Source organism: Parabacteroides sp. AT13, from assembly GCF_002272965.1.
Lineage (GTDB): Bacteria > Bacteroidota > Bacteroidia > Bacteroidales > Tannerellaceae > Parabacteroides > Parabacteroides distasonis.
In genome coordinates this window covers 1002241-1015602 of sequence record NZ_NQMH01000001.1, presented here as the reverse complement: position 1 = coordinate 1015602, position 13362 = coordinate 1002241, and the positions used below count along the sequence as shown (strand labels likewise).

The 13362-nt window shown below is 46.0% G+C and carries 10 protein-coding genes; 9 read left to right on the top strand and 1 reads right to left on the bottom strand.

All coding sequences use genetic code 11. The features are described 5' to 3' along the window. Window positions 1-61: 61 nt before the first annotated feature. The 8 genes from CI959_RS04760 (at window position 62) to CI959_RS04725 (ending at window position 10301) form a co-directional block, all read left to right on the top strand. Complete coding sequence (locus CI959_RS04760) at window positions 62-580, top strand: NUDIX domain-containing protein (protein ID WP_005859279.1); 519 nt, start codon at window positions 62-64, stop codon at window positions 578-580. 223 nt (window positions 581-803) lie between these two features. Next, window positions 804-3803 (top strand): tetratricopeptide repeat protein, encoded by a 3000-nt coding sequence (locus CI959_RS04755; protein WP_009276215.1) that lies wholly within the window; start codon window positions 804-806, stop codon window positions 3801-3803. A 9-nt stretch (window positions 3804-3812) separates the two neighbouring features. Further along, window positions 3813-5597, top strand: a complete 1785-nt coding sequence (locus tag CI959_RS04750) for a TonB-dependent receptor (RefSeq protein ID WP_057316372.1) — start codon at window positions 3813-3815, stop codon at window positions 5595-5597. Between the two features lie 19 nt (window positions 5598-5616). Continuing rightward, window positions 5617-6717 (top strand): sensor histidine kinase, encoded by a 1101-nt coding sequence (locus CI959_RS04745; RefSeq protein ID WP_008779246.1) that lies wholly within the window; start codon window positions 5617-5619, stop codon window positions 6715-6717. Between the two features lie 15 nt (window positions 6718-6732). Then, window positions 6733-7863: a sensor histidine kinase gene (locus CI959_RS04740; RefSeq protein ID WP_008779247.1), complete on the top strand. Its 1131-nt coding sequence runs from the start codon at window positions 6733-6735 to the stop codon at window positions 7861-7863. 2 nt (window positions 7864-7865) lie between these two features. Beyond that, window positions 7866-8717 carry a sensor histidine kinase gene (locus CI959_RS04735; RefSeq protein ID WP_005859269.1) on the top strand — a complete coding sequence of 284 codons (852 nt, stop codon included), beginning with the start codon at window positions 7866-7868 and terminating at the stop codon, window positions 8715-8717. Window positions 8718-8728: 11 nt separating this feature from the next. Continuing rightward, window positions 8729-9892 (top strand): PP2C family protein-serine/threonine phosphatase, encoded by a 1164-nt coding sequence (locus tag CI959_RS04730; RefSeq protein WP_005859268.1) that lies wholly within the window; start codon window positions 8729-8731, stop codon window positions 9890-9892. Between the two features lie 37 nt (window positions 9893-9929). Continuing rightward, window positions 9930-10301 carry a hypothetical protein gene (locus CI959_RS04725; protein WP_048927235.1) on the top strand — a complete coding sequence of 124 codons (372 nt, stop codon included), beginning with the start codon at window positions 9930-9932 and terminating at the stop codon, window positions 10299-10301. Window positions 10302-10585: 284 nt separating this feature from the next. Here the strand turns inward: CI959_RS04725 and CI959_RS04720 are convergent, their stop codons facing one another. Beyond that, complete coding sequence (locus tag CI959_RS04720; RefSeq protein WP_005859264.1) at window positions 10586-10849, bottom strand: tetratricopeptide repeat protein; 264 nt, start codon at window positions 10847-10849, stop codon at window positions 10586-10588. A gap of 161 nt (window positions 10850-11010) precedes the next feature. Here CI959_RS04720 and topA point away from each other — a divergent pair, with 161 nt between their 5' ends. After that, window positions 11011-13359, top strand: a complete 2349-nt coding sequence (topA, locus tag CI959_RS04715) for a type I DNA topoisomerase (protein ID WP_008772731.1) — start codon at window positions 11011-11013, stop codon at window positions 13357-13359. Window positions 13360-13362 lie beyond the last annotated feature (3 nt).

Genomic DNA, 13362 nt, shown 5'->3' with positions numbered 1-13362 from the left:
CAAGCCGCATCTATATTTAGGTGCGGCTTGTTGTTTTTAATTGAATTATAAATCATAAAGTATGAGACATCCGTTGTATCAATTTCAGTTTTGCCCGGTTTGCGGGGCAAAAGCTTTCGTGGAACATAACGAGAAAGCGAAAAAATGTATGGCGTGCGGTTTTGTTTATTATTTCAACCCGTCGTCGGCTGTCGCTTGTTTCATAAAGAACGCTAAGGGGGAGTTATTGCTGGTTCGCCGAGGAAAAGAGCCGGCTAAAGGTACATTGGATTTGCCCGGTGGCTTCGTCGATATGTTTGAGTCGGGGGAGGAGGCCGCTCGCCGGGAAGTAAGGGAGGAGACGGGGTTGCATATCCAGAATTGCCGTTATTTGTTTTCCTTGCCTAATTTATATATGTATTCCGGCTTTGAGGTGCATACGCTGGATATGTTTTATGAGTGCTTGGTAGATGATTTCAATAACGTGCATGCGGAAGATGATGCCGCCGAGATCGTGATCCTTCGCCCGGAGAATGTGAATCCGGAAGACTTCGGTTTAGACTCTATCCGAAAGGCGGTACCAGCCTATCTTAGAAAATAACAATTAGGAAAATTGTACGAAAATGAAAGATGATATATCTTATCGTTGCAACATGATACATCTTCTCCCTATAAGGTGTATCATCTTCCATAGAGATAATTTTAGAACGTGTTGTCCTAAATATTAATAGAACTTGCCTTCTGTTTGGCGCATATTACTTATATTTGCGAATTAGAACGAATAGGCACTGAAGTAAGTGCTTGTATTAAAAAGCAAATGAGTGATGAAAAGAATACTTATTCCGCTGTGTCTGGTAGTAGGCAGCCACATGGCAAGCGGGCAGAGATCGTATCAATTTGATGCGCCGAACCGTTTGTTTGTCGAAGGCAAGGAGTTGTTTAGTTTGAAGAATTATTCAGGTTGCATCGATAAGCTGGAGGCGTATAAACAGCATTCCACGGATGCCGACTTGATTCAAGAAGCCGATTATATGTTGGTCTACTCCGCTTATGAGCAAGGCCGTCCCAATGCCGTTGAGTTATTGAAAGATTATCTGGATGTGTACCCGGCTTCCCGTCATGCGGACGAGGTGAACTTCTTGATCGGTTCCGCCCATTTCGGACAGGGAGAGTATCAGAAAGCTATCTTTTGGTTTAACGAATCGAACATTGATATGCTAAGTCCGGAACAACAGGAGGCTTATTGTTTCCGTCTGGCTTATTCCTTGTTGCAAATCGGGGATATGGAGAAGGCCCGTGGTTATTTCGCACGGATCGAGCAGATTGGAACGAAGTACCGGGAAGCGTCTACCTATTATGTCGCTTATATCGATTACGCAACCGGTAAATACAACAATGCCTTGGTGGAATTTACCCGCTTGAAGGACTTGCCTGATTATAAAGAGCGATCCTTGTACTATATCACGCAAATTTATTTTATCCAGAATAAATACGAGAAAGTGATCAGCGAAGGTAAGGAATTGCTAGCCTCTTATCCGGATAGCGAGAACAATAGCGAGGTTTACCGTATCATGGGTAACGCCTACTATCATCTGGGAAATGAGGATCAGGCGATTAATATGCTGAGTAAATATGTATCCTCGACGGATAGCCCGTTGAGGGGCGATTTATATATCTTGGGCGTATGTTATTACAATAAGGGTAATTACAGTAGCGCCGTGAACGCTTTGGGGCGGACCGTACGTGAGAACGATGCCCTTTCGCAGAACGCTTATCTGTATCTGGGGCAAAGTTATCTGAAATTAAAAGATAAGAATAACGCCCGTATGGCCTTCGAGGCTGCCGCGACTTCTTCTTTCGATAAGCAAGTGAAAGAGGCGGCTATGTATAATTACGCTTTATTGATCCACGAGACCGCTTTCACGGGCTTTGGCGAGTCGGTGACAATCTTCGAGGATTTCTTGAATGATTTTCCGAATTCCAAATATGCCGATAAGGTAAACGATTATCTGGTGGAGGTTTATTTGACTACCAAGAACTATCAAGCGGCTCTGAACTCTATCGATAAGATCAAGCATCCGAGCACGAAGATCTTGGAGGCGAAGCAAGATATCTTATTCCAGTTGGGAACGCAGGCGTTCACGAATATGGAATTGGATAAGGCGGTCGATCTTTTCAGCCGTGCGATCTCGTTGGGCGCTTATAATCTGGAATCTCGTAACGACGCTTATTTCTGGCGTGGGGAATCTTATTATCGCCAAGGTGAGTATAACAAGGCGATTTCCGATTATCGTACCTATTTGAATAATACCCGCCAACGTAATACGGATATGTATGCCTTGGCACATTATAACTTAGGTTACAGCTACTTCAAATTGAAAGAGTATGGCGAGGCGTTGAACCGTTTCCGTCAATACGTGAATTTGGAAAGCAATCAGCAGACTCCGGCTTATGCGGACGCTTATAATCGTATCGGCGATTGTTTATTCCACAACCGTCAGTTCGCTATGGCGGAAGAGAATTATACCCGTGCGGCGCAATTGCAACCGTCCGCCGGAGATTATTCGGTGTATCAGAAGGGCTTCTTGCTGGGATTGCAGAAAGATTATAAGGGAAAGATCAGCGTGATGGATCGCTTGATCCGTGAGTTCCCGGAATCACAATATGTGGATGATGCCTTGTTCGAGAAAGGACGTTCTTACGTGTTATTGGATAACAATCAAACGGCTGCGGCAAGCTTTGAGCAATTGATGCGTGATTTCCCGCAAAGCAGTCTGGCTCGTAAGGCCGGCGTACAGCTTGGTTTGATTTACTTCAACGACAATCAGCCGGAGAAAGCGGCCGACGCTTATAAGAGCGTGATTAGCAATTATCCGGGTAGCGAGGAGGCGAAAGTGGCCTTGCAAGATTTGAAGTCCGTATATATCGAGCTGAACGATATCAATTCGTTTGCCGCCTATGCGAATTCGTTAGGTGGAAATGTTCGTTTCGAGGTGAGTGAGCAAGACTCCTTGACCTATCTGGCGGCCGAGAAGTTATTTATGCGAGGCGATAATGAGGGCGCTCGTCGTAGCTTGACGAATTATTTGCAAACCTTCCCGCAGGGAGCGTTTAGCTCGAACGCTAATTTCTATTTGGCAAGTATCGCTTTTGCCAAGAAAGATCTGGAGGAGGCGAAACGTCTGTTCTCGTTGGTATTGGAGAGCGGTGATACGAAATTCAGGGAAGAGTCTTGGGCTCGTAAGGCTGAGATCGAGTATCTGGATAAGGATTACGCCGCCGCTATGGAAAGTTTCAAGCATCTACAGGCGGTAGCGGAGAATCCGGAGAATAAGGAGGCCGCTAAATTGGGCTTGATGCGTTGCGCCGAGTTGACCGGTCAGCCGCAAGAGGCTTTGCTTGCCGCCAACGATTTGCTGAAGGAACCGAAGCTATCTCCCGAGATTATGTCCGAGGCCCGTTATGTCCGTGCGAAGGCTTATATCAGCTTGAAGCAGGAGAACAAGGCGTTGGCCGACTTGAAGGAGATCAGCAAGGATACCCGTACGATACACGGGGCGGAGGCTAAATATCTATTGGCTCAATTGTATTATGATAATAAGGATGATAAGAATGCCGAGACTGTCTTGATGAACTTCATCGAGAACGGTACGCCTCACCAATATTGGTTGGCACGGGGCTTTATCTTGTTGGCTGATATTTATATCCGCCAAGGTGATGATTTCCAAGCTCGTCAATATCTGACCAGTTTGCAAAACAACTACAAGGGCGATGATGAGATCGCCGCGATGATCGAAGACAGATTGGGTAAACTAAAGAAATAAAAGAAAGCGATGAAGACTATATATAATGTAAAGGCGTTGTGTGTGGTAGCTTTGCTGGGTTCGGCTGCTGCTGCGAGTGCGCAAGAGGATGTTACGAAAGAAAAGAACCTGAACCGAGAGATGACGCTTGAACGGGAGTATGATCCTTCCGTGCAGGACGCTAGCAAGGTAAATACGCTTCCCGTGGTGAAAGAGCCGGAGGTTCGTAAGATCCCGATCGATTACTCGAATTATACGATCGCCGCCGATCCGCAGAAAGAGATTAGTTTGTTGCCTTCCGGAAATATCATGACGCAGATGGATTACAACAAGCGTCGGGGATATTTTAACTTTGGTATGGGTACGCGCATGAATATCAACGGAGACTTGGGCTATCATATCCTGAGTACTGAGAAGGATCAGCTGAATCTATGGTATTCGCATCGCTCCACGAACGGAAAGCCAAAGGATTATGATGTCAAGGCGAAAATCAATGACAACTTGGGAGGCATCAACTACAAGCACGCTTTCGAGAAGACGATATTCAGTATCGGAGCGAAGTACGGCTACTCCGCATTCAATTATTATGGGGCGGCATTGTCTGATCCTACATCCAGTTATGCCCCTTCGGAGGATTTGTTACAGAGAGATCGCGAAACCAACCAAGTGAACCAGACGATCGCTGCTACGATAGGTTTCGAGTCGAAGGAGGAGGCTGAGGTTGGCTATTTGTTGGACTTAGGTTATACTAATTTCTCGCATAAATATGGATTAAGTAGGGTGATGGACGGCCCTACGGAGCATACTCTAGAGGCAAAGTTTGATCTGAACGCTGGTTTCAATGGGAATATGCGAGTAGGCTTGGGCGGTTTGGTCGAATATTTCAATTACAGTTTGCCGGAGGTAGGAGGTTATGAATATGAGTTCAAGAACCATGTCGAGGCGATGTTGTCGCCTTATTATAAGGTAGAGGGTGATAATTGGAATTTAAAGCTGGGTGCGAACGTGATGCTGGCTACGGGCGACGAGACAAAATTCATGGCCTCTCCGAATGTAGCCGCCGATGTGGAGGTGGCCGACAAGACGGAGCTATACGTGAACGCTGGCGGCAAGATGTACTCCAACAGCATGTACGAGATGTCGCGTGTGAACCGCTACCTCTACCCGATGGCAGAACTATTGCCCTCGCGCAATTGGCTGGACGCTGTCTTGGGTATCCGGAGCGGCGTGGCACCGGGCTTTTGGTTTGATGTGTTCGCCGGATATAAGATAACGAGCGATGATGTGCTGTTTACTCAGTCTGATGTTTGGTCAGCGAATTATTTCGGCAGTTTCAGTGTTGCGGAGCCGGGTATCGACACGAAGCAACTTTTCGTGGGAGCCAACTTGAAGTATAGTTATCAACAATGGTTCGATATTGCTTTGAAAGGTGTATATAATAATTGGAAAGCGGAAACGGATGAAGGCGAGTTGCCTCATGCGTGGGGGAAGCCGGAAATGGAACTGAATGCGAACCTGACCGTCCGCCCGATTGAGAAATTATCTATCGCTTTGGATTATTATTTGGCTACCGGACGTTATGCGAATGTACGGACTTGGGGTGTCAATGGGAACACTGGTATGACGTACGATAAAATGAATGAGTTTAAGATGGATAACATCAACGAGCTAAACCTAACAGGTACCTATACCTTCAACGATATCTTTGGTGTTTATGCCAAGTTGACCAATATTCTTTGCCAGAAGTACGAACTGTATTACGGTTATCCGATGCAGAGTTTTAATGCGATGTTGGGCGTGAATATCAATTTCTGATATCCGGAGGACAGGAAGGATGGGCGACATAAATATCAAACAACTGGAAAGCCTTCGCTGGAGGATGCGGGTGATCGAGACGCTGACCGTGATCGGGACGGCGTGGATCGCCTTGGCGGTTTACCAGAAGAAGGAAGAACTGGTTTATTATTTGGTGGGAGCCGTAGTCCTTCTATTCCTGTTAAAGTATTATACGCAATTCCGTCTGCGAAAAAGACAGTTCGTCTCTAATCTCGTTGAACAGCGGACGATGGAATTGCGTTTCCAGCGGGATGCGATGCAAGCGGAGTCGGAGAAACTATCCCGTGCCCTTTCTGCCTTGGCGGACGCTCAAGACGAGTTGGTTCGTAAGGAACGTCTGGCATCGATCGGCCAATTAACGAAAGGTCTGGTAGACCGTATCTTGAATCCCTTGAATTATATCAATAACTTCGCTCATTTGTCTGCTGCATTAGCGAAAGATATCAAGCAGAATATCGATGAGGACGAAGAGACCGGTAAACACGATAATTATAATGATACGCAAGAACTGCTGGTTCTTTTGACTGGCAATCTGGATAAGATAGCCAAGCATGGTGATAACACGGTGCGGATCGTAAAAGCGATGGAAGAATTGCTGAAAGATCATTCGGCGAATCGAACCTGCGTGGATATTAATGATTTATGTAAGGTCAATCTGGATATCTTGCGAAAGAATTATGCGAAGGAGATCGAGAAGAATCAAGTAGATCTATCATTCTCCGGGCTTTCCGTACCGTTGACAATCGAGGTGAATATCGATCAGATGGGAAAAGCCTTGTTGCAGATATTGGATAATAGTATATATGCGGTCTTGAAAAAGCTCGGGGAACCGGGATATCAGCCTTCTGTCTCGTTGGTATTGCGTATTCAAGCGGATAAGTTGCAAGTGGTTATCCGTGATAATGGCGTCGGTATAGAAGAAACGATAAAGACGAAAGTCTTTTCTCCGTTCTTTACCACCAAACCGACCGCGGAAGCGGCAGGAACAGGTCTTTACTTGAGTCGGGAGGTCGTGTTGAACCATAAGGGTACGATCGCTATCGAGTCGGAGAAAGATAAATATACGGAAGTTACGATTACGTTGCCTATTTATAGTTAGGAAAGGAGGTTCATCATGATACAGGATTTACATACCGAGATCGATCGGTTAAAAAGGCGGATTAAACTTTGCGAGCGGGTTACGCTGGGTAGCTTGGTTGGTATTTGTGTATCTGTGAAGTTCGGTCATCAAGAATGGATCGGATTGCTTTTCTTGATTCTGTTTTGCCAGATCTCTAAGTTGGTTTTCAAGCGGAAACTCAAACAAAAAGAGTATTTGGTAAAAGAGGTAGAGGAGCGTACGCAGGAGATCCGTTCGGAGAAAGACGCGATCCAAGAGGAATCCGAGAAATTGGCGGCCGCTTTGAAAGCCTTGGGTGAGGCGCAGGACGAGCTGGTCCGTAAGGAACGGATGGCTACCGTAGGGCAATTGACCCAAGGTTTGGTGGACCGTATCTTGAACCCACTGAATTATATCAATAACTTCGCGAATCTGACATCGGGGTTGGCCAAGGATCTCCGGGAAAATCTGGATAGTCAGAAAGAGCATCTGAAACCGGATGTGTATGACGACTCGGTTGATTTGTTGAATATGATGACCAGTAATTTGGAGAAGATCTCTGAGCATGGTTTCAATACGGTCCGTATCGTTAAGGCGATGGAGGAATTGCTGAAAGACCGAAGAGGTAATCTTACGCTTACCAACATAAACGGATTATGCCGGATCGCCTTGGATAAATTGAAGAAAACGTATGAGCAGGATATTCAAGAGAAGAATATCCGGATTGTTTTCGATAATTTGACGCTGTCTTTGATGATGGAGGTAAACGTGGAGCAGTTCAGTAAGGTTCTGGCCGGGATATTGAAAAATTCCATGTATGCCCTGTTGAAGAAATCGGAGACCGTGACTTTTAGTCCGGAGATATTCCTTGGATTGAAAGTCAATAAGGATATGCTGGAAATAACGATCCGGGATAACGGGTCCGGTATCGACGAGAATATAAAAGATAAGATATTCGCTCCTTTCTTCACGACAAAGACAACGGGGGAAGCGGCCGGCGTAGGGCTTTACCTATGCCGTGAGATCGTGCAAAACCATCGGGGAACTATCGAGGTGGAGAGTAAGAAAGGAGAATATACCCAGTTTCTAATTACGATCCCTGTATATCAACCGAAAACAATTACACCGCCTAAAGAGGAGGAATAGATATGGAAGACCAGAGTAAGGAAATAGAACGGCTACGTTTGCAAGTGAAGAACTTAGAGAAATTATCTTCTTTAGGTATGTTGAGTGCCGGGATCGCGCATGAGATCCAGAATCCGCTCAACTTTGTCATCAATTTCAGTAAGCTGTCCTCTAAGTTAGTGGATGACTTGGAAGATATATTAGAAGAAGAGAAAGATGTCTTGCCTCCGGAATCTTGGGAGAAGCTGACCGCCTTGCATGAGGAGTTTAGCGAGATCGTTAACGATTTGCATGGTAACTTGAAGAAGATCGAGGAACATGGAAACCGGGCGACAAGTATCATCCGGGGTATCTTGCTTTATTCCAGAGGGAAGGATGACGAGTACATCCCTACGGATATCAAGAATCTGGTGAAGGAATATGTTTGGTTGGCTTATCATTCGATGCGAGCGAACTATAAAGGTTTCAATATCGCGATCCGGGAGCATTACGAGGAGGGGCTTCCGATGCTGAAAGTGATCCCGCAGGATTTGAGCCGTGCGGTATTGAATGTCATGAATAACGCTTGCTATGCGGTCTATAGTAAATCTAAGCTCTCGCCGATCGGGTATGAGCCGGTTATATCCGTGGATCTACGGAAGGAGGGAGATTCTTTAAGATTAAGTATCGAGGATAATGGTATCGGTATGCCGGAGAATATCCGGGAGCAGATATTCTCTGCGTTTTTTACCACGAAACCGGTGGGAGAGGGAACTGGCTTGGGGCTATCTATCACTCGATCTATTATAGAGGAGAAGCATGACGGGAAGATAGAGGTGGAATCGAAAGAAGGTGAGTTTACCCGTTTCATATTCCTTATTCCATTAACGAAATAAACAGAAGAATTATGGCGATCAAGATATTAAGCGTAGACGACGAACAGGATCTGGAAGCGTTGCTAACCCAATATTTCCGTCGGAAGATCCGTAAGGGAGAGTATGAGTTCTCCTTTGCCCATAATGGTTTGGAGGCATTGAGGATGATGTTGGACCATCCGGACTTTGATATCATATTGAGCGATATCAATATGCCGGAGATGGATGGCTTGACATTGCTGACGAAGATTAACGAGATGCGTAACCCGGCCTTGAAATGTATCATCGTATCGGCTTATGGGGATATGGAGAATATTCGTACTGCCATGAACCATGGTGCTTTCGACTTCGCTACCAAGCCGATCGATATGGAGGATCTGGAACGTACGATCGAGAAGGCGGTCGAGCAGATTTCTTTTATTAAGGAGGCCCAAAAGGAACATCATCAGCTAGAGGAGATACAATACGACTTGAACGTGGCACGTGAGATACAGCAATCGATCTTGCCGAAGCAGTTCCCTCCGTTCCCGCAATATAAGCAATTCGATCTCTATGCGACCATGAGTGCGGCGAAGGCCGTGGGGGGTGATTTCTATGATTTCTTCTTGGTGGACGATAATCATCTGGGTTTTACGATCGCTGACGTGTCGGATAAGGGGATTCCCGCCGCTATTTTCATGGCGATCAGCCGTACGGTGATCCGTGCTACGGCGCTTAGGCAGCTTTCCCCGGCGGTCTGCATGAAGGAATCGAATGATCTATTGTGCCGTGAGAGTGTCAATGGGATGTTTGTTACTACTTTTTACGCGATCTTGAATATCCATACGGGCGACGTGGTTTATTGCAATGGGGGGCATAATCGTCCGGTTTGGATTCGTAAGAACGATAAGGTATCTCTTTTGCCGATGACTGGTGGGATGGCCTTGGGAGTCGTGCCGGGATTAGCTTATAAAGAACAATCCTTGAAACTGGAAGCGGGAGACAGCTTGTTCCTCTATACGGATGGAATCAGTGAGGCGATGAACCTGCGGAATGAGCAATATGGAGATATCCGTTTGGTAGAGGCTTGTAGCTCCGTAAAGAACCAATCCCCCAAATCCATGATCGAAGGTATATCCGAATCCGTCCAATCTTTCGTGAACGGCGCTACGCAGAGCGATGATATTACGATGTTGGCGCTGACTTATAAAGGATAATCATCTGGATAAAGGTAATTTCTTAAAGTTTACTTATATGAAAAAAGCATTTTCTGTATTTTTATCATTTTGCCTGTGTACTATTACCATGCTAGGCTTTACCGCTTGCGGTGATGATGAGCATGAGGATAAGCATGAGCATGGGCGAAGGACGGATCTAGTTGATGAGTTTGGTCGTATTCGTTGGGACGATCGGGTGAATCTATGGGCCATAGTTTGTTCCAAACCAATCGATTTCGTGGGTAATTACTATGTGGAGGATATGCCGATGGCTTATCAGCAGGAGGGGCTGAATGTTCGTTTCAGTGGAGTGGGCTATTCCTTGGAAGAGGGAAAGATTCCACCTACTATGTTGACAGAGGAATTCTTCTGTCTGCATGACTATACGATTACTCTCATGGAAGATTGAAATCTAAAGAAACATAAATTCATTGTATAACTTGTAGAGACGGGGCACGCCCCGTCTCTACAAATTACGATGGGCAATGTTAGGTGCTAAGAATGCCCATTATAAGCACTTTATAATGCCCATTGTAAGCCTTTAACGATGCCTATTATGACGAGCTTACGTTATAGGTTGTAAATGAGCATTATACAAATAAACGCTATATCAATAACAACTAACTTCATAAATGCATAAAGTCGAGTTACTTGTACTTCTAGAATTTATTTGGGTGCGGGTGCTCTGTCTTCTTAATGGTTGTACATATCCTTATTATAAAAATCCAGCACCTTGATCGCCATATCGTAGGCCGCTTGTGCCGGGCTTTCCGGATTGATCTCTATCGCTTGCAGGTAGCTGTTGAGGGCTAGGCGTACGTTGCCTAGTTTATAATGAGCTTTTCCGAGGAGAAACCAAGCCTCGTCGGATCTCGGTTGCTCCGTGAGGTAAGCGTCCAAGAGCCGGATCGCTTCTTCTAGTTTATTCTCTGAAATAAGTCGCTTTATCTCTTCCATATTTTTGAATAGCTTTTTGATTTTGTCCCGCGAAGGTAAATAGAAACGCATGACTATATATATAATGTATAGGAAAAAACGCTTTTTTAGTGATCGATATACTGCGTACGTTAATTATTTGTGTAAGTTTGCACCCGATTTCTAACCAGCAAAAAATAGATATGCAAAAGAATTTGGTAATAGTGGAGTCACCAGCCAAGGCAAAAACCATCGAGAAGTTCCTCGGAAAGGACTATAAGGTTATGTCTAGCTATGGTCATATCCGCGACTTGAAAACGAAAGATTTCAGTATAGACCTCGAACACAATTATGCCCCGGAATACGTGATTCCCTCAGATAAGAAGAAACTCGTGACCGAATTGAAGAACGAAGCCAAGAAAGCCGAGCAGGTTTGGTTGGCTTCCGATGAGGACCGGGAGGGAGAGGCCATCTCTTGGCATTTATATGAGGTATTAGGATTGAAACCTGAGAATACGAAACGTATCGTTTTTCATGAAATTACCAAGAACGCTATATTACATGCGATTGAGACGCCGAGAGATATCAATATCGATTTGGTGAACGCGCAGCAAGCCCGTCGTATCTTAGACCGTATCGTGGGTTTCGAGCTATCCCCCATTCTTTGGCGTAAGGTGAAGCCGGCTTTATCCGCGGGGCGCGTGCAATCGGTTGCCGTACGTCTGATCGTAGAGCGGGAGCGAGAGATCAACGAGTTTGTCTCGGAGGCCGCCTACCGTGTGATCGCTAGCTTTATCTTGCCGGATGGTACGACAATCCTCAAGGCGGAGCTGAACCGTCGTTTGAAAGATAAGGAAGAGGTGGAGGCATTCCTTGAATCTTGCAAGGACGCTTCTTTCACGATCGATGATATCTCGAAAAAGCCGGTGCGTAAAACACCAGCCCCTCCTTTTACGACATCTACCTTGCAGCAGGAGGCCGCCCGTAAGTTGGGTTATTCGGTCTCGCAGACCATGATGATCGCCCAACGCCTGTATGAGTCCGGATTGATCACGTATATGCGTACTGACTCCGTGAACTTAAGTGATTTGGCTTTGGGGACGGCAAAAGAAGCTATCTTGGATACCTACGGTGAGAAATATTATAAATTCCGTCAATATCATACCAAGAGCAAGGGAGCGCAAGAAGCGCACGAGGCGATTCGTCCGACCTATATCAGCAATGATGAGATAAGCGGGACCGCTCAGGAAAAGAGATTATACGAATTGATCCGCAAACGTACGATCGCTTGCCAGATGGCGGACGCCGAGTTGGAGCGTACGACGATCTCCGTAGGCATCGGCGGCAAGAAAGAGAAGTTCGTGGCTACCGGTGAGGTCATTACTTTCGACGGTTTCCTTCAGGTGTACCGCGAGAGTTTTGATGACGAGAATGAGAAGGAACAGGAAAACGGCCTTCTTCCTCCGGTTACCTTGAACGAGGTATTGAGTATGAAGGATATCGTCGCTACCGAACGTTTCACGCAACGTCCTCCCCGCTATACGGAAGCAAGTTTGGTTCGCCGTTTGGAGGAATTGGGAATCGGTCGTCCTTCTACCTATGCGCCTACGATCCAGACGATTCAGAATCGAGAGTATGTCGTGAAAGGGGATAAGGAAGGAACGGAGCGTACTTATAATATCATAACCTTGGCTCAGCATACGATCAAGGAAGTCCAAAAGACGGAGATCGTAGGAGCGGACCGGAATAAGTTGATGCCAACCGATATCGGTACGGTCGTGAATGATTTCTTGATGGAGTATTTCCCGGGCGTTATGGATTATAACTTCACGGCGAGCGTAGAGAAGGAATTCGATGCCGTAGCGGAAGGCGAGATGGTATGGACGGACGCGATCGATAAATTCTATAAACTATTCCATCCGATCGTGGAAGAGGCAGCCTCTGTCCGTACGGAGCATAAAGTGGGTGAGCGTGAATTGGGTATCGATCCGAAGAGCGGCAAACCTGTTTTCGTGAAGATCGGTCGTTATGGCCCAGTCGTACAGATCGGGCAGGCGCACCCAGAGGATAAAGAGGCTCCTAAACCTCAGTTCGCAACCTTGATGAAGGGGCAATCTATCGAGACGATTACTTTGGAAGAAGCCTTGAAATTGTTTGATCTACCCCGTACGATTGGTGAATATGAAGGTAAGGTCATGGTTGCCGCTGTCGGACGTTTTGGCCCGTTTATCCGTCATGACGGAAAGTTCGTATCCATACCGAAGGGCTTGAATCCTTTGTCGATAACAGCCGAGGAAGCTATCGAGTTGATCGAGGCAAAAAAACAAAAAGATGAGCAACGATTTATCAAGAAGTTCGATGAGGATCCGGAAATGGAGATCTTGAATGGTCGCTTCGGCCCTTATATCTCTTATAAGAAAAAGAATTACAGAATCCCTAAGACGATAGAGAAACCGGAGAACTTGACCTTGGAGGAATGCCAGAAGATAATCGCCGAGGCGGGAGAAAAACCTGCCGCGACGAAGAAACGTACGACACGGAAAAAGGCTTGATTA

Coding starts and splice junctions, on each gene's coding strand:
- CI959_RS04760 (WP_005859279.1), top strand. CDS start 62: ATGAGACATCCGTTGTATCAATTTCAGTTTTGCCCGGTTTGCGGGGCA.
- CI959_RS04755 (WP_009276215.1), top strand. CDS start 804: ATGAAAAGAATACTTATTCCGCTGTGTCTGGTAGTAGGCAGCCACATG.
- CI959_RS04750 (WP_057316372.1), top strand. CDS start 3,813: ATGAAGACTATATATAATGTAAAGGCGTTGTGTGTGGTAGCTTTGCTG.
- CI959_RS04745 (WP_008779246.1), top strand. CDS start 5,617: ATGGGCGACATAAATATCAAACAACTGGAAAGCCTTCGCTGGAGGATG.
- CI959_RS04740 (WP_008779247.1), top strand. CDS start 6,733: ATGATACAGGATTTACATACCGAGATCGATCGGTTAAAAAGGCGGATT.
- CI959_RS04735 (WP_005859269.1), top strand. CDS start 7,866: ATGGAAGACCAGAGTAAGGAAATAGAACGGCTACGTTTGCAAGTGAAG.
- CI959_RS04730 (WP_005859268.1), top strand. CDS start 8,729: ATGGCGATCAAGATATTAAGCGTAGACGACGAACAGGATCTGGAAGCG.
- CI959_RS04725 (WP_048927235.1), top strand. CDS start 9,930: ATGAAAAAAGCATTTTCTGTATTTTTATCATTTTGCCTGTGTACTATT.
- CI959_RS04720 (WP_005859264.1), bottom strand. CDS start 10,849: ATGGAAGAGATAAAGCGACTTATTTCAGAGAATAAACTAGAAGAAGCG.
- topA (WP_008772731.1), top strand. CDS start 11,011: ATGCAAAAGAATTTGGTAATAGTGGAGTCACCAGCCAAGGCAAAAACC.